The organism is Rhizobium rhizoryzae, from assembly GCF_011046895.1.
Lineage (GTDB): Bacteria > Pseudomonadota > Alphaproteobacteria > Rhizobiales > Rhizobiaceae > Neorhizobium > Neorhizobium rhizoryzae.
Map to the genome: position 1 here is coordinate 3,001,338 of NZ_CP049250.1, position 20,661 is coordinate 3,021,998.

At 57.9% G+C, this 20,661-nt stretch carries 19 protein-coding genes; 4 read left to right on the top strand and 15 right to left on the bottom strand.

The genetic code is table 11. The annotated features are described in order from the left end of the window. Nucleotides 1–88: 88 nt before the first annotated feature. Nucleotides 89–658 carry a YceD family protein gene (locus tag G6N80_RS20390; protein ID WP_165136367.1) on the bottom strand — a complete coding sequence of 190 codons (570 nt, stop codon included), beginning with the start codon at nt 656–658 and terminating at the stop codon, nt 89–91. Next, the gene (locus tag G6N80_RS20395) at nt 655–1,203 is read right to left on the bottom strand and encodes a ubiquinol-cytochrome C chaperone family protein (RefSeq protein ID WP_062552664.1); all 549 of its coding nucleotides are present in this window, start codon (nt 1,201–1,203) and stop codon (nt 655–657) included. The genes G6N80_RS20390 and G6N80_RS20395 overlap by 4 nt, the downstream gene beginning before the upstream one ends. A gap of 267 nt (nt 1,204–1,470) precedes the next feature. On the opposite strand from G6N80_RS20395, the gene G6N80_RS20405 reads away from it, so the two are divergent. Further along, nucleotides 1,471–1,983 (top strand): outer membrane protein assembly factor BamE, encoded by a 513-nt coding sequence (locus G6N80_RS20405; RefSeq protein WP_082547003.1) that lies wholly within the window; start codon nt 1,471–1,473, stop codon nt 1,981–1,983. Nucleotides 1,984–2,058: 75 nt separating this feature from the next. Here G6N80_RS20405 and G6N80_RS20410 read toward each other — a convergent pair whose 3' ends face one another. The 12 genes from G6N80_RS20410 to G6N80_RS20465 all read right to left on the bottom strand — a co-directional run bounded on the left by G6N80_RS20410 (nt 2,059) and on the right by G6N80_RS20465 (nt 15,701). Beyond that, complete coding sequence (locus G6N80_RS20410) at nt 2,059–4,197, bottom strand: sodium-translocating pyrophosphatase (protein WP_062553195.1); 2,139 nt, start codon at nt 4,195–4,197, stop codon at nt 2,059–2,061. A gap of 191 nt (nt 4,198–4,388) precedes the next feature. Further along, nucleotides 4,389–5,615: an MFS transporter gene (locus G6N80_RS20415; protein ID WP_165136370.1), complete on the bottom strand. Its 1,227-nt coding sequence runs from the start codon at nt 5,613–5,615 to the stop codon at nt 4,389–4,391. A 14-nt stretch (nt 5,616–5,629) separates the two neighbouring features. After that, complete coding sequence (gene nusB, locus G6N80_RS20420) at nt 5,630–6,106, bottom strand: transcription antitermination factor NusB (RefSeq protein ID WP_062552667.1); 477 nt, start codon at nt 6,104–6,106, stop codon at nt 5,630–5,632. 3 nt (nt 6,107–6,109) lie between these two features. After that, nucleotides 6,110–6,565 carry a 6,7-dimethyl-8-ribityllumazine synthase gene (gene ribH / locus G6N80_RS20425; protein ID WP_062552668.1) on the bottom strand — a complete coding sequence of 152 codons (456 nt, stop codon included), beginning with the start codon at nt 6,563–6,565 and terminating at the stop codon, nt 6,110–6,112. A 163-nt stretch (nt 6,566–6,728) separates the two neighbouring features. Next, nucleotides 6,729–7,343, bottom strand: coding sequence for a riboflavin synthase (locus tag G6N80_RS20430; protein WP_062552669.1), 615 nt, complete (start codon nt 7,341–7,343; stop codon nt 6,729–6,731). Then, nucleotides 7,325–8,413, bottom strand: coding sequence for a bifunctional diaminohydroxyphosphoribosylaminopyrimidine deaminase/5-amino-6-(5-phosphoribosylamino)uracil reductase RibD (gene ribD / locus G6N80_RS20435; RefSeq protein ID WP_165136373.1), 1,089 nt, complete (start codon nt 8,411–8,413; stop codon nt 7,325–7,327). The genes G6N80_RS20430 and ribD overlap by 19 nt, the downstream gene beginning before the upstream one ends. A gap of 3 nt (nt 8,414–8,416) precedes the next feature. Beyond that, nucleotides 8,417–8,896, bottom strand: coding sequence for a transcriptional regulator NrdR (gene nrdR, locus G6N80_RS20440; RefSeq protein WP_062552671.1), 480 nt, complete (start codon nt 8,894–8,896; stop codon nt 8,417–8,419). 12 nt (nt 8,897–8,908) lie between these two features. Then, on the bottom strand, nt 8,909–10,198 hold the full coding sequence (glyA, locus tag G6N80_RS20445) for a serine hydroxymethyltransferase (RefSeq protein WP_062552672.1): 1,290 nt from the start codon (nt 10,196–10,198) through the stop codon (nt 8,909–8,911). Between the two features lie 169 nt (nt 10,199–10,367). After that, entirely contained in the window at nt 10,368–12,686 is a 2,319-nt protein-coding gene (locus tag G6N80_RS20450; protein WP_165136375.1) for a DUF3772 domain-containing protein, read from the bottom strand. A 154-nt stretch (nt 12,687–12,840) separates the two neighbouring features. Next, nucleotides 12,841–14,175, bottom strand: coding sequence for a L,D-transpeptidase family protein (locus G6N80_RS20455; RefSeq protein ID WP_062552674.1), 1,335 nt, complete (start codon nt 14,173–14,175; stop codon nt 12,841–12,843). Nucleotides 14,176–14,514: 339 nt separating this feature from the next. Beyond that, entirely contained in the window at nt 14,515–15,027 is a 513-nt protein-coding gene (ldtR, locus tag G6N80_RS20460; protein ID WP_183898020.1) for a transcriptional regulator LdtR, read from the bottom strand. Between the two features lie 233 nt (nt 15,028–15,260). Continuing rightward, the gene (locus G6N80_RS20465) at nt 15,261–15,701 is read right to left on the bottom strand and encodes a DUF6163 family protein (RefSeq protein ID WP_062552676.1); all 441 of its coding nucleotides are present in this window, start codon (nt 15,699–15,701) and stop codon (nt 15,261–15,263) included. Between the two features lie 116 nt (nt 15,702–15,817). Between G6N80_RS20465 and hemB the strand changes: the two genes are divergently transcribed. The 3 genes from hemB to G6N80_RS20480 all read left to right on the top strand — a co-directional run bounded on the left by hemB (nt 15,818) and on the right by G6N80_RS20480 (nt 18,245). Next, nucleotides 15,818–16,831 carry a porphobilinogen synthase gene (gene hemB / locus G6N80_RS20470; RefSeq protein ID WP_165136378.1) on the top strand — a complete coding sequence of 338 codons (1,014 nt, stop codon included), beginning with the start codon at nt 15,818–15,820 and terminating at the stop codon, nt 16,829–16,831. A gap of 79 nt (nt 16,832–16,910) precedes the next feature. Beyond that, nucleotides 16,911–17,369 carry an RDD family protein gene (locus G6N80_RS20475; RefSeq protein ID WP_062552678.1) on the top strand — a complete coding sequence of 153 codons (459 nt, stop codon included), beginning with the start codon at nt 16,911–16,913 and terminating at the stop codon, nt 17,367–17,369. A gap of 114 nt (nt 17,370–17,483) precedes the next feature. Then, nucleotides 17,484–18,245, top strand: coding sequence for an arginyltransferase (locus tag G6N80_RS20480; protein ID WP_062552679.1), 762 nt, complete (start codon nt 17,484–17,486; stop codon nt 18,243–18,245). 89 nt (nt 18,246–18,334) lie between these two features. Here the strand turns inward: G6N80_RS20480 and parC are convergent, their stop codons facing one another. Beyond that, on the bottom strand, nt 18,335–20,596 hold the full coding sequence (gene parC / locus G6N80_RS20485) for a DNA topoisomerase IV subunit A (protein ID WP_165136381.1): 2,262 nt from the start codon (nt 20,594–20,596) through the stop codon (nt 18,335–18,337). Nucleotides 20,597–20,661: the final 65 nt, after the last annotated feature.

Here is a 20,661-nt window from a genome sequence, read left to right on the forward strand (position 1 = left end):
TGGTCCTTCTGCCGCCGGCCTGGCTGTGTCGCGGCCAAAATCTTGGTTCATTCGCCCCATACAACTCATTCGCAAGCGAATGCAAACGCTATTCCTTCTTTTTCCAGTCCTTCAGGACGGCAAACGGGTTTGGCTTGTCGTCCTTCGCTGTTGGATCCGACTCGATATGATCGGCGAATTCGATGCCAGCTTTTCGAGGATAGGGATCAATGCCAAGGGCAACCATTTCCGCAACGGTGGCGCCTGCATCAATCGTGTCGCCCTCGAATGTCTCCGGCAGATCGGGACCATCAGGGTCCAGTACCATTTCAGCGCTTTCCCCTGTCATCATACGCGCAAGCTTGGAGCCTTCAGGCACAAAGATCTGCTCGAAGTCTTCCGATACCACGCTCTCGACGGGCTCCAGCGTCACGACGCAGCTCTGGGTCAAACGGGCAGTGATGTGGCCGCGAACCCGGACTCCATCCTTCTTCCAGCGGGCAATCTGCATTTCCGCGCTGAGTTCTTCCACGGAGGAAACCTTCCAGAGTTCCGCCAGTCCTTCTCGTTCACGCTCGTCTGCAGAAATTCGAACTGTCACCGGATTGGCAGAAATATGCCCAACCTTGACCGCATAGGAAAAGGGCGGTCTGGATCTGGCGTCGGGTGATGTCTTCACTGCAAGTCCTCTTGTCCTGGCACGGGCAACTGCAAGGCACCCCGCGCAATATCATCGTCCGAAAGCGCCGCCAGCCTCTTCTCCGTCCTCAGCGCCCAGGCGGCCAGCCCTTCCATCGAAGGTGCTTCACTCATATCCGGGTGGATGTTCCGGCGCAATGCTTGGGCAAGTGCCGCTCCATCCTCGGCCTGGAGAGCCTCCCCATAGGATTGGACGCGACCGTAGAACATGCCTGCAAACTTCTTCATTCGTTTGGGCACGCTTTGATCGCCGACACCAAGCTCCCGGATGGAATGATCGATATCCTGAAAAAACGCGTCAATGATCTCCTGAGCCAGTTCCTTGCCGCTCTGACCTGAGCCGGATGTTCGCCGGAAGAAGAGAATCATCACCAGCGACAGCATCTCGAACCGACCCATTACGGTATCCGGCACATCCAGATCTGAATAGAAGAAGGGGATGCGGGCCGAAGATGTCAATATTGCGTACTGGCGGTCGACAATTGCGCGGTTGCTATTCTTCTTTTTGAAGAGATTGAAGATCATGGGGCTCGAGACTCGATCATGTTTTGTACGTGATCACACTCTTTGCTGCCAAAGCAGCCAATGAAGGCGCGCCACCTTGTTGCATGGAAACAAAAGGTGGTTTACCGAAGCAGGCACGAATTGCAATGGCGATCGCGATCGGCGAGGCTTCGCGCGAGAATATGGCTGTAAAATGCCGATTGCCGTTGCGGGTTTCGCGGAATAGCCACAATGCTATCGCAGCAGGTTTGCTGTCGTTGACCGGCAGGAAGACATGAGGACAAAGTGTTGAAGAAGCGCGTGTTTGGTTCTGACGTGAATTTGAGGGGCACAGTTGCGGTTGCCGCCGTCGCACTCGCGCTTGGCGTTTCCGGCTGCACCAGCATGGACATCGGCCAGACGATGTACAATGGCTATGTTCTCGACAAGGATTCGCTTGATCTCATTCCGGAGGGTTCGAGCCGCGAACAGGTTCTGCTCAGCATGGGCACGCCCTCCACTACCGCGACCTTTGATGGCGAAGTCTTCTATTACATCTCGCAGAAGCGCCATCGCTCGGCTGCCTTCATGAAGCCGAAGCTGGTAGAGCAGACCATTGTTGCCATCTATTTCAACAAGGAAGGCACCGTTGCCCGACGCGCGGTCTACACGCTGCAGGATGGCAAGGTGTTCGACAATATCAGCCGCACAACGCCGACCGGCGGTCGCGACCTAACATTCCTGCAGCAGCTTCTGTCGGGTGGCGGCGGCACAGGCAGCAGCGGCGCCGCAGCCGTTCGCAACATACTGGGCGGGAACTAACTCAGAAATCGACTCCACAGGCAAAAGCCCGCGGCATCTTCTGATGCCGCGGGCTTTTCATCATCGATCAGTCACTCATGCGGCGAGGATCGCCAAAAGCAGCAAGGCCACGATATTGGTGATCTTGATCGCCGGATTGACTGCCGGGCCGGCCGTGTCCTTGTAGGGGTCACCCACGGTATCGCCGGTCACGGAAGCCTTGTGCGCATCCGATCCTTTCATATGGCGCGTGCCATCCTTGTCGACGAAGCCATCCTCGAAGCTCTTCTTCGCATTGTCCCAGGCACCGCCACCGGAGGTCATGGAAATCGCGACGAAAAGTCCGTTGATGATGACGCCGAGCAGCGACGCTCCGAGTGCGGCAAAAGCCGACGCCTTCGATCCCGAAATCAAGAGAACGCCAAAGTAGACGATGATGGGCGCCAGAACCGGCAGAAGTGAAGGCAGGATCATTTCCCGGATTGCGGCCTTGGTCAGCATATCGACGGCTCGTCCGTAATCCGGGCGATCCGTACCCTGCATGATGCCCGGCTTTTCGCGGAACTGCCTGCGCACCTCTTCCACAACGGCGCTGCCTGCCTTTCCGACGGCCGTCATGGCCATCCCACCGAAGAGGTAGGGAATAAGACCACCGAAGATCAGGCCCGCAACCACGTATGGGTTGGCGAGACTGAAGGAGATCGCACCGACATCCGCGAAGTACGGATATTTCTGACCATTGGCTGCAAAGTATTGCAGATCGTTGGCATAGGCTGCAAAAAGCACAAGCGCTCCGAGACCGGCAGAGCCGATGGCGTACCCCTTGGTCACGGCCTTCGTTGTGTTACCGACGGCGTCGAGCGCATCGGTGGATTTGCGCACTTCCGGCGGAAGTCCTGCCATTTCGGCGATCCCGCCAGCATTATCGGTCACCGGGCCGAACGCATCGAGTGCCACGATCATTCCGGCAAGACCAAGCATGGCCGTAACGGCAATGCCGGTGCCGAAAAGGCCGCCAAGCTGGTAGGTGGTGATGATGCCGCCGACGATGACGATGGCCGGAAGCGCCGTCGATTCGAGTGATACTGCCAGGCCCTGGATCACGTTGGTGCCGTGGCCGGTGACCGACGCCTGCGCGATGGAATTCACCGGACGCTTGTTGGTGCCCGTGTAGTACTCCGTGATCACCACGATCAGAGCCGTCACGACGAGACCGAGGATACCGCAGAAGAACAGGTTGGTTCCGGTTATCTGCTTCTCCGCAACCGTACCGATACCGCCCCAGCCTATCGTGAAGGACGTTGCAGCACCCAGGCCGACGATGGAGAGAGCGCCTGTTACGATGAGGCCTTTGTAAAGAGCGCCCATGATGGAGCCATTGGCACCGAGTTTGACGAAGAATGTTCCCACGATCGATGTGAGAATGCAGGCTGCGCAGATGGCCAGCGGATAGACCATGATCGCAGCGAGGTTGGGCGCGCCGGCAAAGAAGATGGCAGCCAGAACCATGGTTGCGACGACCGAGACGGCGTAGGTTTCGAAAAGATCGGCCGCCATGCCAGCGCAATCGCCAACATTGTCCCCAACGTTGTCAGCGATTGTTGCCGGGTTGCGCGGATCATCCTCCGGGATGCCCGCTTCGACCTTGCCGACGAGATCGCCCCCGACATCGGCACCCTTGGTGAAAATGCCGCCGCCAAGGCGCGCGAAGATAGAGATGAGAGAGGCACCAAAGCCAAGCGCAACCAGAGCATCGATCACTTCACGTGAACCCGGCGCATGGCCGAGACCGGAAGTCAGGATACCGTAATAGATGGACACTCCCAGCAAGGCGAGGCCCGCCACGAGCATTCCAGTAATGGCGCCGGACTTGAAGGCAATATCAAGACCCGCCGCGAGGCTGTGAGACGAGGCTTGCGCCGTGCGAACATTGGCGCGAACCGAGACGTGCATTCCGATAAAGCCTGCCGCCCCCGACAGGACAGCACCGATGACGAAGCCGATAGCCGCAAGCGCGGACAGCAGCCACCATGTTCCCAAAGTCACGACCACGCCAACAATGGCAATGGTCATGTACTGACGCGTCAGGTAAGCCTGCGCACCTTCACGAATATATCCGGCAATTTCCTGCATGCGGGGATTGCCCTGATCCGCCGCCAGAACCGACCGAGTGGCCCACACAGCGTAGGCCACTGACAAGAACCCGCAGACGATCACTCCCAGTATCACTGTCATACGAATTTCCTCTCCCAATGGACCGGCCACAAGAATTGTGCCGGCGAGAACCATCAGACAGATCCCCTCCCAAGGACATAGGCCCGACAGTTAGACGCGAGAGTGCGTTCGTTAATAAATTGCGTCAAGGAATAAACGGTGCGAGCATCCGGCTGCACACCGAAGACTGAGCAAATGTCAGTTTTACCTGGTCAAACAGGTGCCGCGCGCCTCCGGCGGATCAGCAGCAGCACGATCAGAACGAGGCAGAGAACGGAAACCGGCCAGATGAACAGGTTCATGAAGCTCCAGCCATAATTGGTGAACACCTTGCCGGATGAGAAAGAAGACAGTGCAACCGTTCCGAACAGGAAGATATCGTGAAAGCCCTGCACCTTGTCTGCCTCGTGTGGCCGGTAAGTGGAGGCAACTATCGCCGTGGAGCCGATGAAGCCGAAGTTCCACCCGATACCGAGGAGGATCAGGGCGCCCCAGAAGTTCCAGAGTTCGATCCCCATGTGCGCGATGACAGCACAGCCCATAAGCGTGAAAAGACCAAGTGCAACGACCTTCTCAGCCCCAACCCGCGCGATGATCATGCCGGTGAAAAAGCTTGGACCGAACATGGCGATCACGTGCCACTGGATGCCCAGCGTAGCCAGTTCCGTCGGAAAGCCACAGCCGACAACCATAGCCAGCGGCGCACCGGTCATCACAAAGGTCATGAGCGCATAGGAGCCTATGCCGCAAATCATTCCCGTGGCGAAACGCTGGTTGGAAATGATCTCCATCAACGGGCGCGCTGGCGTGTCCGCACTTCCGGCTTTCGCCATGGGCGGCAGCTTCAGGAAGGTCAGAATCACGAGCGCGATTGCGCAAAGCGGCAGCAAAGCCAGAAACGTTCCGGCAAATGTCACCGGCGCGAAGATATCCTTCGCCCAGATTGCCAATTGCGGCCCGATGATTGCTGACACGATGCCAGCGCCCAAGATCCACGAAATGGCCTTCGGCTTAAAGTAAGAGGGGGAAGCATCTGCGGCTGCAAAACGGATTTTCTGGGTGAAGCCTCCGCTCATGCCAATCAGCATTAGCGCTATCGCGAAGAGCCAGAAATTCATTTGGAAGAGTGCGGCGGTCGCCAGACCACCACCGACGGCACCCAACAATGCTCCAACCATGAAGGCGGCTTGGCGCCCAAGGAAGCGGGACAGGATTGCGATACCAACGGCCCCGAGTGCGGTGCCGACATTAAAGCCGGTCACCGGAGCCGTCGCGAGAGACTTGTCAGCGCCGAGCAGTTGGTAGCCTGCCAACGCGCCAACGGAAATGCTAAGCGGGGCTGCCGAGCCGAGCACCGCTTGCGCACTCGCAAGCAGGAAAACATTGCGTTTGGCGGCACCCAACTGCCTGTCCAGTGCCGTGCCGCCTGCGTTTTCCATGGCTTCCGTTCCTGCTACTTCTTCTCGCCGCGAACCTGCTTGGCAATGCGATCGAGAACCGCATTGACGATCTTGGGCTCTTCTCCTTCAAAGAAGGCCTGTGCGATCTCGACATATTCCGTCACGATGACCGCGACCGGGACATCTTTCCGGTCAAGGATTTCGAACGTGCCAGCGCGCAGGATCGCGCGGAGCGTCGAATCAATGCGCGACAACGGCCAGCCATCCAGAAGCGCGGCACCGATAACCGGGTCAATCTTCAACTGATCGCGCACGACACCGGCGACGATCGCACGAAACCAAGAGGGGTCCGCCTTCAGATAGGTATCGCCATCGAGTTCCTGACCAAGACGGTGCTCTTCATATTCAGCAACGACTTCCAGGACACCAGTGCCGCCAATATCCATCTGGTAGAGGGCCTGAACGGCAGCAAGACGGGCGGCGCCGCGCTGGTTTGCTGTTTTGATAGGCTGTGCAGGATCTTTAGACATGGATCAGGCGCCCAGTTTCTCACGAAGCGCGATCATGGTGAGAGCTGCACGCGCAGCAAAACCGCCCTTGTCCTTGTCCGACTTGCGGACACGTGCCCAGGCCTGTTCATCATTCTCGACGGTCAGGATGCCATTGCCGATAGCCAGCGACTCCGACACGGCAAGATCCATCAGCGCACGGGAAGATTCGTTCGCCACGATGTCGAAATGATAGGTCTCACCACGGATGACCATGCCGAGCGCGATGAAGCCATCATAATTGACGCCACCCTGCTCCGCGGCATCAAGCGCCATGGCAATTGCAGGCGGAATTTCGAGCGCGCCAGGCACAGTGATCAGATCGTACGTGGCGCCAGCCTCTTGCAGGGCGCTGACTGCGCCATCCAGAAGCGCGTCGGCGAAATCGTCGTAAAAGCGCGCTTCGACAATCAACAGGTGAGGCTTGTGTGAATCGGTCATGGTCGTCCTGGTCGCAATTCTGCGAAATAAGATGTTGGGAGTTGGGCGCGTCAAACCATGCCACGCGTCGAATGGCAAGTGATTTTCCACGGGTCAGCCATGCGCGGAACGCGCGAATGGATGCCGAAGCGCATTTTCCTCGGTTTTGGTGAACGGCCAGAGGTTAGTTGTTCGCCGGGAATTCCGCCAGACGGGCTGCATAGCGCGCCATCGTATCGACCTCGAAATTGACGAAATCGCCCGCTTTACGATCGCCCCAGGTGGTGACTTCGAGTGTGTGGCGTATCAGCAGAATATCGAAATCCGTGCCGTCAACCGCATTCACGGTCAATGAGGTTCCATCAAGCGCCACGGACCCCTTCGGTGCGACGAAGCGAGCGAACTGCTGAGGTGCCCTCAGACGGATACGCACCGCCTCGCCTTCCGACGTGATGGATAGGATCTCGGCCTTTCCGTCCACGTGGCCGGAGACGATGTGACCACCAAGCTCGTCGCCAATTTTCAGGGCGCGCTCAAGATTGATGCGTGTCCCGACTGTCCACGAAGAGATCGTGGTCAGACGTAGCGCCTCTTCCCAGGCCTCAACTTCATACCAACGCTCGTTGCTGTCGGTTTCCGATAGCTTCGTTACCGTCAAGCACACGCCCGCATGCGCAATCGAGGCGCCGATATCGATGGTGCGAGGATCGTAACTTGTGGTCACGCGCAACCGAATGCCTTCATCCAGCGGCGTGAGGGCGGAAACCGATCCGACGTCTGTTACGATGCCTGTGAACATTCAAATTTCCTCTCGTATTCGCAACACTGGTCTGGGCCGAAGTTCAATCGGCGAACCGGCTTGTAATCCTGCGGTATGTCGTCATGCGTGAGCGGAGATTCAATCCCGCCTTCGCCAATCGCTGACGGGCCTTCAAAGAGCACGATACGGTCGACGAGCCCGGCATCCAGAAATGCCTTGGCAACCGTAGCGCCACCTTCGACCAGAACCGAGGACAGGCCTCGATCGGCAAGCAGCGTCAACAGGGTTGGCAAATCGGGCACATCCAGAATTTCAACACCGGCGTTGGTCAACGCCGGTGCGGTTTCGGCAAACCGGTCTCCAACTGCGATCACCGGAATTTGCTGCGCGCTTGCAACCAGCTTACCATCGAGCGGAAGCCGCAGATGACGATCCAGCACGATACGGATCGGAGAGCGATGCTCCAGCCCTGCAATCCGGACATCCAGTTGCGGATCATCAGCGATGGCGGTCCCTATCCCCACCAGGATGCCGTCCATTTCCGCACGCATGCGGTGCACTTCCTGCCGAGAAAGGGGACCGGTAATAGCCACCTGCCCCTCGCCTCTCCGACCGATCATGCCATCGGTGGAAACCGCAAGTTTCAGAGTCACATAGGGCCGTGCCTTCATCTGCCGCATCAGGTAGGCCCGAAGCGCATCACAGGATTGACCCTGCAAGACACCTGTTACCACTTCGATGCCCGCACTTTGCAAGATCGCAAGACCCTTGCCGGAAACGCGAGGATCAGGATCCTTCAACCCGACGACAACGCGCGCAATGCCCGCCTCGACAAGCGCGTTAGCGCAAGGGGGTGTGCGCCCATAATGAGAACATGGCTCAAGGGTGACATAGGCCACCGCACCCCTTGCCGCCTCTCCGGCCATGGCCAGGGCCTGTGTTTCCGCATGAGGGCGTCCACCGACTGCAGTAACAGCGGACCCGATCACCACACCATTCTTGACGATAAGGCATCCGACGGATGGGTTGGTACCGGTTTGTCCGGTGTGCGTTCGCGACAGCGCGATGGCTTGCGCCATGTAGCGCTCATCATCAGGCGAAGCGGACACGGATCAGGATTCCGCAGTGGAATCACGACCGATCTTGGCTGTGATTTCAGAGATGACCTTTTCGAAGTCATCCGCATGGCTGAAGTCGCGGTAGACGGACGCGTAGCGCACGAATGCTACGTCATCGAGGCTCTTCAAGGCTTCCAGAACCTGAAGCCCAATCTGCTCGGAGCTGATTTCGCTCTCGCCAGAGCTTTCGAGGCGGCGGACGATACCCGACACGGCGCGCTCGATGCGATCGGCATCAACAGGACGCTTGCGAAGCGCGATCTGGAACGACCGCACCAGCTTGTTGCGATCAAAAGGAACCTTGCGGCCGGTCTTCTTCACCACCATCAGTTCGCGCAGTTGTACGCGTTCGAATGTCGTGAAGCGACCGCCGCAATCCGGGCAGATGCGCCGCCGACGGATGGAGGTGAAATCCTCCGCCGGGCGCGAATCCTTGACCTGAGTGTCTTCGGAACCGCAGTAGGGGCAGCGCATCTCGGTTGCCTCTTACATATACGGATACATCGGGAAGCGTTCCGTCAGCGAGACGACCTTGCCGCGCACTGCCTCTTCCACGGCTGCATTGCCTTCATCCGAATTGGCAACCTTCAGACCGTCGAGAACTTCGACAATCAGGTTTCCGATTTCGGTGAATTCTGCTTCCTTGAAGCCGCGCGTGGTACCGGCCGGCGTGCCAAGACGAACGCCGGATGTCACGAAAGGCTTCTCGGGGTCGAACGGAATACCGTTCTTGTTGCAGGTGATGTAGGCGCGGCCAAGCGCTGCTTCTGCACGCTTGCCGGTGGCGTTCTTCTTGCGAAGATCGACCAGCATCAGATGGTTGTCTGTGCCGCCGGAAACGATATCGAGATTGTGCTTGATCAGCGTATCGGCCAGAGCCTTGGCGTTCTTCACGACCTGCGCCGCATAATCCTTGAATTCCGGCTGAAGCGCCTCGCCGAAAGCAACGGCCTTGGCAGCGATGACGTGCATCAGCGGACCACCCTGGAGACCCGGGAAGACGGCGGAATTGAACTTCTTCGCCAGATCCTCATGATTCGTCAGGATCATGCCGCCACGCGGACCGCGCAGAGACTTGTGCGTCGTCGTTGTGGCCACATGGCAGTGCGGGAACGGCGACGGATGAACGCCACCGGCCACGAGACCGGCGATATGCGCCATGTCGACCATCAGGTAAGCGCCAACGGAATCTGCGATTTCGCGGAAACGCTTCCAGTCCCAGATACGGGAATAGGCGGTACCACCGGCGATGATGAGCTTCGGCTTATGCTCTTCAGCCTTGCGGGCAACTTCGTCCATGTCCAGCTGGTGATCTTCTTCACGAACACCGTAAGACACGACATTGAACCACTTGCCGGACATGTTGACCGGCGAACCGTGGGTCAAGTGACCGCCGGAATTCAGGTCGAGACCCATGAAGGTATCACCCGGCTGAAGCAGCGCGAGGAACACCGCCTGGTTCATCTGCGAACCGGAGTTCGGCTGAACGTTGGCGAAGTTGACGCCGAACAGCTTCTTGGCACGTTCGATGGCGAGTTCTTCCGCGATATCAACGAACTGGCAGCCACCGTAGTAGCGCTTGCCCGGATAGCCTTCGGCATACTTGTTCGTCATGATCGAGCCCTGCGCTTCCAGAACGGCGCGCGAAACAATGTTTTCCGAGGCGATCAATTCGATTTCGTGACGTTGACGACCCAACTCCTTCTCGATCGCACCGAAAATTTCCGGATCGGATTCAGCAAGCGGGCGGGAGAAGAATGCATCTCTATGCGACATGACAGGGCTCCTGGAACAACTGATGCGATGGCGTCTTAACGGTCTGCCTTCACAAGCGCAATACGGACAGCGACATTTGCGGATCAATTCCGGACAGGCTTGAAAAGCATCTGATGATTCTCATCCGCTGCTCAAAGATTATCCGAGAATAAAAGCCCTCAGGAAGCCTTCAGGCAGACTGCATGTCCACACCCAGATCAGCGAAGGTCCGGTTGAGGGTCAGCAGCAGATCGGAGCGCGCGCCTGTTTCGGTTCCGACGTCGCGCAGATAGCACCGAAGTTCGAAGTTCAGCATGCTGGCGCCAAGGTTTCGCAGAAAAACCTGCGGCGCAGGCTGTGCAAGGATGGCCGGATGGCCTTTCGCGGTGTCCAGCAGGATCTGGCGAATGCCGTCGATATCCGCATGGCGTGAAACATTGATCGGAATGATCATGCGCCCTGCGCGCGAGCTCAAGGTCATGTTCTTGACCGTTCCGGCAATCAGGTCGGCATTTGGGATGATGACATCATGGCGGTCGAAGGTTTCGATCCGCGTCGAGCGGACCGCGATCTTCCGGACAATTCCAGAAAAGCCCGATACCTCGATCCAGTCACCCTCCTTGATCGGTCGCTCGATCAGGAGGATGATGCCGGACACGAAGTTCGACACGATGGTCTGCATGCCAAAACCGACGCCGACTGAAAGTGCGCCCGCGATGATGGCGAGGTTCGAAAGATTGAGCCCTGCGACAGAAATCGCCATCAGCGCCGAGACGATGAAGCCAACATAACCGAGCCCGGTCCGAATTGCGTTGCGCCCGCCACTGTCGATCCTGGTCTTGGGTAATACCAAACGCTCGGTCAGCCGCTGGACCCAGCGTGTCAGCAGCATGCCGAAGAGGAAGGTGACGATGAGAACGACAAGAACTTTGGGTGACAGCCGTGCACCGCCGAGATCGACGCCGTTCTGAATGAGCCGCCACAGCTCTGCGAGTTCCGCTTCACGCGCACCCCAAACGATTGCAAGAAGCGGCAGGCTGACCAGGACGATCACCGCCGCAATGACCATGGATGCCAGTTCCAGCGATGATTGCTGGCCACGCAAGGCGCCGCGCACCGGCAGCATAACCACATAGTGCAGGATGAAGGCCAGGCCGAAGATCGCGATACTGCCCATGATGGGTGCGAGCACCGCGCGCGCCAGCGGCACGTAACCAATCGCCGCAGCGATAAGGGATAGAACCGCGACAACCTGCACCGCTCGACCGGCGATACGGAAAAAGCCGGGACCGAAGGGAGCGTCATCATCCTCATCCGTCGCTACTTCCAGCGCAACTTTCCGGAGGATGTTTGCGAAGACGAAAAGGATAACGCAGCCGATCACGATGCTGACGCTTTGCAGGGCCGAACTTCCACCCGGCGAGAATGCGAAGTCCTCTGTCAGTCCTTCCATCAGAAGCTCAAGCCCCATGGATCCGGCAAACGCCATGCCGAGCCAATAGCAGGAGCGGGAAAGACCATCGCTTAACCGGATAAGACGCAGCGCAGGCTGGCTAGGCGCGTAGAGGACATTGCCAATCGAGTTTGCGATGACAAATGCGATGGCAATCGCGATGGCTGCACCGGAGGTGTTCTGGATTGACTTGATGCCGTCTTCCAGCAGAACTGCCGCGATAACGACAAGACTGGCGGCGACCAGCGAGAACACCAGCCGGATCACGTGCACGCCGAGAGCCTGTCCGACAAACCGCACAGACCCCGCAGGCGCCGATATACGACGTTCGAGATAGACCAGCAGCAAGTGGCCGAGGCCGACTGGCAAAAGGAAGGTTGCGAGCAAAAGCAAGGCGGCTGGAATGAGCCGATCGCCGACAAAATCGAACGGCTCGGTCGAAGGTGATCGCAAACGGGTGATGTCGTCGGTTATCTTTGCATCCAGCCGATCGAAATCGCTCATCATGGCCGACCAGCTTGAAGGGAAGAGCGGCGATGGTCTGAGTTCGAAAAGACTGGTCGCCGACCGCGAACGCACAAGCCTGTCGATTTCCTCGATCAGAACGTTTGCCCGGGCCGATGCCTGCTTGGCGTTCATCACCGGCTCACGCGCCTTGGCCAGTTCATCGCCTAACTGCTTGCGCCGTGCCGCAACCAGATCCGGCTCCTTGTCGTCCTTGCCGGGAGCGGGCCCCAGTGTTGCCAGTTGCGCCTCCAGCAATCGTATGGAAAGCCCTGCCCCGTCGACGATCGCATCGGCGTCTGCCCGCTGGGTGGCCAGTTCGGATCGAAGAACTTCGAAAGCATCGGACGACGCCTCACCCGATTGCAGGGCCTGCTCGGCTCTTTGGGCGGTCTTCGCCCATTCCAGCGCCGGATCTATGGCTTTTGTCTGCGCAGCTGCAATCTTGGGAACGAGCGTCGCAAGGCTGACGAGTGCAACAATAAGCAACAGACAAGGCGCAAACCAGTGCTTGCCCGATTTGATCGCTGCAACAGCTCCGTGCGGCTTCATGCTGACCCTTGCCCCTGAAATTCCCTCTATCCGGGAAATCAGATGGATGTCTCGAATGCAAGAGCCAATCTCGATCATGAAAGTGATGAGGCGACAAATGAAAAGGCCGGCCTCGCGAGGAGGTCGGCCTTCCGGGTCTGACAAATCCAAATGTTTACTGCTGCGGCAGCATGTCCTGTTCGATCGAGCCGGGATTTTGCTCGGTACCGGTCTTGGTCTGCAGTGCAAGTTCAGTTGCACCATCACGCTGGTAGATATCGTCGCGGAACTGAACGACACCATCCCTTGCGGACCATGCCGTGATGTAGACAAAATAGACCGGAACTTCCTGTGCCAGCTTGATCGGCGTATTTTCGCCCGTTGCGATAACCCGCTCGATTTCCTGACGGCTCCACGGCGCCGTATCGCGAAGCAGCCAGGTCACAAGATCTCGCACGTTCTGGACACGAACGCAGCCGGACGATTCAAAGCGCATCAGCTTGTTGAACAACCCCTGCTGCGGGGTGTCATGCATGTACTCGCCGTTCTTGTTGTGGAAGTTGATTTTCGTCGAGGCCATGGCGTTGATCTTGCCCGGGTCCTGACGGAACATCAGGTTTGGTGCTTTCGGCGCATTCCAGTCAACCGTTTCCGGCGCGACTTCCTGGCCCCTACCGTCGAACAAACGGATGTTGTTGCGCTTCAGGTAGGTCGGGTCCTTACGCATCAACGGCACGATATCCTTCTCGACAATCGAGCGAGGAGCCGTCCAGTAAGGGTTGAGAATGACTTCGTAGATCTTGGAATTCACAAGATGGGTCGGGCGGTCGATACGGCCGACGATGGCCGTATTGCGCAGAACGACGCGATCCGATTCGACTGCCTCGATATAGGCCGCCGGAATGTTCACCATGACATGGCGAATGCCGAGATCGCCCGCCATCGACTGAACGCGAACAAGGTTCGTCTGAAGCTGCATGAGGCGCGTTTCTGCCGGAACGTTCAACGCCTTCAGCGTGAACTCACCTAGGACGCCGTCCGCCGGCAGACCATGGCGAACCTGGAAACGCTTGACGGCGCTGTCGACATAGGAATCAAACGAGGTGGACATACCGGCGTTGCGCGCCAGATCACCAGAGATCATGAGGCGCTGACGAAGCTGCTGCACAGCCGGATCGGCATTACCGATTCGCAATCCCGCCTGCCCGGGCGTTACCCGAGGCCAGCCACCGTTGGAGACGATGCCCTGATATTCGCCAATCGCCTGCTGGATGTAACCCGGCGCCTGTGACCCGAGAACGGGATTGTTGGAAACAACATTGACCGTTGCGCGCGAAGCAGCGCTGGCGTCGAACTGATCGTCCCATGCGCCGCGGCGAGGAGCGGAAATGATGTCCTGAAGCGCGTCCTGAGCCAGAACCGGCGCAGCCACCGCAGCGGCTCCAAGCGAGACTGCCGACCGCAGGAGCGATCTGCGCGAGATAAGTTCGAAGTTGTTCTTGTTCGACATCACTCAATCCATCTAACCCGACAGCACAGCGTCAATGCCTATACCGGATATGGTTAATAAAGCGTCGTGGAGATCAGGCTGTCCCGAATATCCACGTTCTTCATGACGCTGGGAGCCTCTAAACAGGGAGGACAGGTTGCGCCACAACACTTGTTCGCGGTCCCATAGCAATATGGCCAATTCTTGTCAGGAGCGTTTCGGTCACAGCGGTGTGTAAAATTCGTGACCATATAGACCCAGAAAGCACGAAACCGGACGCGCTGGGCACGTCCGGTTTTCGAAGTGGAGGTCGTCTGTGGTGTGGCAGGCCAGTCCGGTGGATCGGACTGCACTGCCTCATCACATGCGATAGGCGATGGTGTCGTTCCAGAAGCGATCGAGGCGCTGGAGCAGCTTGTTCATCTGGACGAACTCAGGCTCGCCGATACCGCCCACCTTTTCGATGGAGCCGATGTGGCGCTCGTAGAGCTTGCCAACAACTTCTGCGATTTCCTGTCCGCTTTTGGTCAGGCTGATACGAACCGAGCGACGGTCGATACGCGAACGCTGGTGGTTGATAAAGCCGAGGTCGACCAGCTTCTTGACGTTGTAGGATACGTTCGAGCCAAGATAGTAGCCGCGAGAGCGAAGTTCACCGGCGGTCAGTTCGGAATTGCCGATGTTGAAGAGGAGGAGCGCCTGGACGGCATTGATATCGTCGCGTCCCTGACGATCGAACTCGTCCTTGATCACATCGAGCAGGCGGCGATGCAGGCGCTCGACGAGGTGCAGGGATTCCATGTAAAGATTGCGAATAGTTTCTTCATGACTGTCGGCTGCTGCAGTTGCCTGCGGCTTGATCTGGTTGTTCAACATGTCTGCCTCACTGTTTTGTTTGGCGGTGTTGGTTTTTCTTCCCGCCTTGTGAGTGACACTATCGAATGCTCATAAAATTCGACTTAAAACACAGGGCTAATGAAACCCTAACGCATCTTTTCCCCAGCCCGACCGATTGGCCCCGCCCATACCGGAATAATAAATTCTGCTTTTTATTCAGTCGCTTACGTTTAAATTTTTAGCCAAATCCAGCCGTAAAAGCTTGAAAATCAGGGTAAATCAATCCTTACCCGCTCCTCGAACTTCCGTTTTTCTTCCACCCAAAGTGCGATCCGGAACAGGATATACAGCGCAGCAACAAGCCCATGGAGCAGCGGAACAACGAGATTACGGCCAAAGATTTCGGGCCAGACCTGATACATGAGGATCTGCGTACCGGCACCGATGACCCAGAGCACCGGCCCCCAGGAAGTCGCCATCCATAGACCGAGCGATGCAACCGGAAAGACGACAGCCAGTGCCGAGCCTGCAACACGCCAGGGCAGCGTGAGGAGATCGAACCTGGCACGCCCACCGAAGGAATAGCCGACCAGCATGCTCCAATACTGGAGACCAAACCACAGGCACACAACAGCGATGCCGCGCAGGAACACGACAAATAGAATTTCAGCGATACTGCGCTTCGGCGAGGCGGGTGAATCAATCTCCATCCATGCAGAATAGCCGCGTTGGGTGCTCCATGCCAGAGCGTGCTCCCCTGCCCCTCGCCTTCAACCGGCTCACATGGTAGGCCATGCACCATAATTGAAATGCAATGAGGTCAGCCATGAGCAACAAGACGCATCTTGTCGATGAGATCACCGGCCACCGTCGCATGCGACGCAACCGAAAGGCGGACTGGACGCGCAGGCTGACGCAAGAAAACCGGGTGACGGTCGATGATCTGATCTGGCCGATTTTCATCGTACCGGGGACAAACATCGTTGATCCGATCAAGGCGATGCCGGGTGTCAACCGTATGAGTGTCGACAAGGCGGTGGAAGCGCTACGCGAGGCAGCCGAGCTTGGTATTCCGGCTGTTGCCCCTTTCCCCGACATCGAAATGGAAAAGCGGGATCCCACAGGCTCGCAGATCCTTGAGCGGGACAATCTCATCAATCAGTTCACCCGCGCCGTCAAACAGGCCGTTCCGAACCTCGGCATCATCACGGATGTGGCGCTCGATCCCTTCACCAGCCACGGACATGATGGAATTCTTCGCGACGGCGTCATCATCAATGATGAGACGGTGGATCAGGTGTCCCGCGCAGCGATCATGCAGGCCGATGCCGGAGCCGACATCATAGCGCCGTCGGAAATGATGGATGGACGGATTGGCGCCATTCGCCGCGCACTCGATGCGGCAGGGCATCAGGATGTCGGCATCATGTCCTACGCCACCAAGTTTTCGTCCGGCTTTTACGGCCCTTACCGCGAGGCCATCAACACCGGCGGTCTGCTGAAGGGCGACAAGAACAGCTATTACATCAATCCGGCCAATGGCACCGAGGCCCTGCGCGACGCCGCACTCGATGTAGAAGAAGGCGCGGATATGCTGATGGTGAAGCCCGGGCTTGCCTATCTCGATATCTGCTGGCGCATGAAGGAAGCCTTCGGCCTCCCGACCTATGCCTATCAGGTTTCCGGTGAATATACGCAGATCAAGGCCGCTGCTATGAACGGCTGGATCGATGGCGAGCGCATTATGATGGAGACCTTGCTCTGCTTCAAACGCGCGGGCTGTGACGGGATCCTGACGTATTTCGCGATCGAGGTCGCCAGAAAGCTGGCGCGGAGCTAAAGTCCCCTTCAGCGAAGCCATATTGTAGAGTTCATCAAGGCTTCCCATATCTCATTTACTGAACTGAGGGAGACTATTGATGTCGTTGGATAACAGCACTGTCGTTGCCGCACCGGAAGATTGGCGCGCCTATCGCGGCGTGCTGTCTCGCCGGATCTTTGCCTTCGTGATCGATTACATGCTGGTTCTGCTTCTCTGCATTCCGGCGGCGATCGTGGTCTTTTTCCTCGGCATCATCACGCTCGGACTTGGCTTCTTCCTCTATCCGGCTCTCTTCGTCATCGTCGCGCTGATTTATTTCGGCATGACGCTTGGTGGTCGCTCGCAGGCGAGCCCCGGCATGCGGGCAGCAGGCATCGCGATGATGCGGGTCGATGGTCGTCGCCTGGATTTCCTGACGGCAGTCGTTCATATGGTGCTCTTCTGGATCTTGAACTCGATCCTCACCCCGCTGATACTCTTGGCTGGCCTTTTCACGGATCGCTCACGTTTGGTGCACGACATGCTGCTCGGAACGGTGGTCGTGCGAACGGTTTGATCGCGTCAAGTTGCGCGGCTTCTGTTGACCTTTTGGGAAGTTGCGCCATGCTATTGATTCAGGCTCGGAAGGCATGTGTGCCGACTGGATGTTAGCAAAGGTCAAGCTCTACGCATGAATACCCAGGCAACGCCATCTCCTCAGTTCTATCTGACGGCACCGGCAGCCTGCCCGTATCTTGCGGGCGAGATGGAACGCAAGGTCTTCACTCACCTTGTTGGTCCTCGCGCCGCCGAGATGAACGACCTTTTGACACAGGGCGGGTTTCGCCGCTCTCAGAACATTGCCTACCGTCCGGCCTGCGAGGGATGCCGGGCCTGTGTTTCGGTTCGGATTCTGGCGAACGAGTTCGAGCCAAACCGAACCATGCGCAAGGTATTGGGTGCGAACCGCGATCTGGTGGGGACGATGGTCCCGACCCAACCTTCTACCGAACAGTTCACCCTTTTCCGGGAATATCTCGATAGCCGCCATCAGCGCGGCGGCATGTCGGATATGTCGGCGCTCGACTATGCGATCATGGTGGAAGACACCCATGTCAACACGCGCCTTGTTGAGTATCGCCGTCGCGTGCCGGGCCAAGGCATCGGAGACAAGCCGCAAGGGGAACTCATCGGCGTGGCGCTGACCGATCTGATGAGCGATGGCCTTTCCATGGTCTACTCTTTCTTCAAGCCGGACATGGAGAAGCGATCACTCGGCACTTTCATCATTCTCGATCACATCAATCGGACCCGGCAGTTGGGCCTGCCCCACGTCTATCTCGGCTACTGGGTAAAGGGTTCTGCAAAGATGCATTACAAGACGCGCTACCAGCCGCAGGAGCATCTGACTCCGAGAGGCTGGGAACGGTATGATTTAGGAAATGATAACTAAACATGCTCGCTCGCGCTGTCGCGCCCGGCGAGATCGATGCAGACGGTGCGGCACGCTTACTGCGCGATCACACCGTCTCCTATCCTTGATCAGCCGCTGAACTTTCCGCTACGCGGGAAGCCCTTCGGCACGGAGCGGCCAGCGGTTGCACGGTCACCGAGCCATTCAAGCAGTTCGTCCTTGTTCTTGGAGAACACCCGCCCGGCACTATCTTCCCAGGTCAGACCCTCAGCAATGGCAAAGCATTTGATGTCGGAAATACCGCCGTCCTTGTAGCGCTGCAGACGCACGCCCTTGCCGCGGTTCATTTCCGGCAGTTGCGCCATCGGGAACACCAGCAGTTTCCGGTTTTCTCCCACGATCGCCACATGATCACCCGCCACGGTGATCACCAGCTTTGCCTCGTCAGGCATGGAAACATTCATGACCTGCTTGCCCTTGCGGGTATTTGCCACGAGTTCGGTTTCCGGCACGATGAACCCATTGCCAGCCGTCGAGGCCAGCAGAAGCTTGCGCGATGGGTCGTGCACGAAGGCCGTCAGAACATCCTGGTCGTTTTCCATATCGACCATGATGCGGATCGGTTCGCCATGGCCACGTCCACCGGGCAGCTTGTCGGCTCCCAGCGTATAGGCCTTGCCTCCGGTGGTCAGGAGCAGGATCTTGTCGGTCGTCTGCGCGGGGAAAGCGATCTTGAATCCATCACCTTCCTTGAACGTCAGACCGGACGTATCGCCGATATGACCCTTCAGCGCACGAATCCAGCCCTTCTGGGAAATGACGACCGTAATCGGCTCCTTCTCGATCATGGCCTGCTGGATGGCTTCGATATCGGCCTCTGGCGCGTCCGCAAACTGAGTCAGGCGTGCAAACGGCTTTCCCTTGCCCTTGGCAAAGTTCTTGCGAACATCCTGGATCTCATGCTCGATCACTTTCCACTGCTTGTCGTCGGAGGCAAGCAGGGCGTCGATATCGGCCTTCTCCTTCGTGAGTTCATCGAACTCCTTGCGGATCTCGAATTCCTCCAGCTTGCGCAGATTGCGCAGGCGCATGTTCAGGATGGCTTCGACTTGCACATCGGTCAGTTGCCATTTGGCGACCATCACCGGCTTCGGCTCATCCTCCTCGCGGATGATGCGGATTACTTCATCCAGATTGAGGTAGGCGATCAACAGACCGCCGAGGATTTCCAGCCGACGCTCAATGGCAGCCAGGCGGAAGCGCGAGCGGCGGATCAGGACTTCCTTACGGTGCTGCAGCCACTCCAGCAGAACCTCGTTCAAAGCCATCACCTTGGGCACCTTGCCCATGGACAGCACGTTCATGTTCAGCGGGAACCGACTTTCCAGTTCCGTCAGGCGGAAGAGTGATTCCATGAGAAGCGTCGCATCGACGGTGCGGTTCTTTGGCACCAGCACGACGCGGATGTCCTCGGCCGATTCGTCGCGCACGTCTTCCAGCAGCGGAAGCTTGCGGGCGATGAGAAGCTCCGCGATCTTTTCAATCAGCCTGGACTTCTGAACCTGAAATGGAATTTCCGTAATGATGATCTGATAGCCGCCACGGCCCAGATCCTCGGTTTCCCATTTCGCACGGACGCGGAAACCACCGCGACCAGTCTTGTAGGCATCAATGATCGACTCCCGACCATCAATGATGACACCCCCGGTCGGGAAATCCGGTCCTGGCACGAACTCGACCAGCTTTTCAACCGGCGCATCCGGATGCTTGATGAGATGCAGAGCCGCGTCACAGAGTTCATGTGCGTTGTGAGGGGGTATGGATGTTGCCATGCCCACCGCGATTCCCGATGCGCCATTGGCCAGAAGGTTTGGGAAAGCGCCCGGCAGAACGGTCGGCTCTTCGTCTTCCTCGTTGTAGGTGGCACGAAAATCGACGGCGTCCTGATCGACGCCTTCCAGCAGCAGAGCCGCTACTTCGGTCATGCGGGCTTCGGTGTATCGATAGGCAGCGGCGCTGTCGCCATCGATATTGCCGAAGTTCCCCTGTCCGTCGACCACGGGGTAACGCTGCGAAAAATCCTGCGCCAGGCGAACCAGCGCATCATAGACCGACTGGTCGCCATGCGGATGGAACTTACCGATCACATCGCCGACGATACGGGCGCACTTCTTGAATGCGGAATTGGGCCTGATCCCCATCTCGCTCATGGCATGGATAATGCGGCGATGCACCGGCTTCAGGCCGTCACGCACATCCGGAAGCGCGCGGTGCATAATCGTTGACAAGGCGTAGGCGAGATAACGCTCCTCAAGGGCGGCCTTCAGGTCCACCGGCAGAATGTTATCGCCGCCATCGTCGTCGGGCGGAGGTGTCAGATTTTTTCCCATGGCCCTTGACTATCGGAAACCCTGATTCCCGGCAACAAAGCGATGCAATCGGCCTGTGGATGAGC

Bases quoted from the DNA above. Each gene is read 5' to 3' on its own strand.
- G6N80_RS20430 (WP_062552669.1), bottom strand. From the start codon at position 7,343: ATGTTCACAGGCATCGTAACAGACGTCGGATCGGTTTCCGCCCTCACG.
- nusB (WP_062552667.1), bottom strand. From the start codon at position 6,106: ATGTCTAAAGATCCTGCACAGCCTATCAAAACAGCAAACCAGCGCGGC.
- G6N80_RS20475 (WP_062552678.1), top strand. From the start codon at position 16,911: ATGTCGTTGGATAACAGCACTGTCGTTGCCGCACCGGAAGATTGGCGC.
- ribH (WP_062552668.1), bottom strand. From the start codon at position 6,565: ATGACCGATTCACACAAGCCTCACCTGTTGATTGTCGAAGCGCGCTTT.
- glyA (WP_062552672.1), bottom strand. From the start codon at position 10,198: ATGTCGCATAGAGATGCATTCTTCTCCCGCCCGCTTGCTGAATCCGAT.
- G6N80_RS20480 (WP_062552679.1), top strand. From the start codon at position 17,484: ATGAATACCCAGGCAACGCCATCTCCTCAGTTCTATCTGACGGCACCG.
- parC (WP_165136381.1), bottom strand. From the start codon at position 20,596: ATGGGAAAAAATCTGACACCTCCGCCCGACGACGATGGCGGCGATAAC.
- G6N80_RS20410 (WP_062553195.1), bottom strand. From the start codon at position 4,197: ATGACAGTGATACTGGGAGTGATCGTCTGCGGGTTCTTGTCAGTGGCC.
- G6N80_RS20415 (WP_165136370.1), bottom strand. From the start codon at position 5,615: ATGGAAAACGCAGGCGGCACGGCACTGGACAGGCAGTTGGGTGCCGCC.
- hemB (WP_165136378.1), top strand. From the start codon at position 15,818: ATGAGCAACAAGACGCATCTTGTCGATGAGATCACCGGCCACCGTCGC.
- G6N80_RS20450 (WP_165136375.1), bottom strand. From the start codon at position 12,686: ATGAAGCCGCACGGAGCTGTTGCAGCGATCAAATCGGGCAAGCACTGG.
- G6N80_RS20455 (WP_062552674.1), bottom strand. From the start codon at position 14,175: ATGTCGAACAAGAACAACTTCGAACTTATCTCGCGCAGATCGCTCCTG.
- G6N80_RS20465 (WP_062552676.1), bottom strand. From the start codon at position 15,701: ATGGAGATTGATTCACCCGCCTCGCCGAAGCGCAGTATCGCTGAAATT.
- nrdR (WP_062552671.1), bottom strand. From the start codon at position 8,896: ATGCGCTGCCCCTACTGCGGTTCCGAAGACACTCAGGTCAAGGATTCG.
- G6N80_RS20395 (WP_062552664.1), bottom strand. From the start codon at position 1,203: ATGATCTTCAATCTCTTCAAAAAGAAGAATAGCAACCGCGCAATTGTC.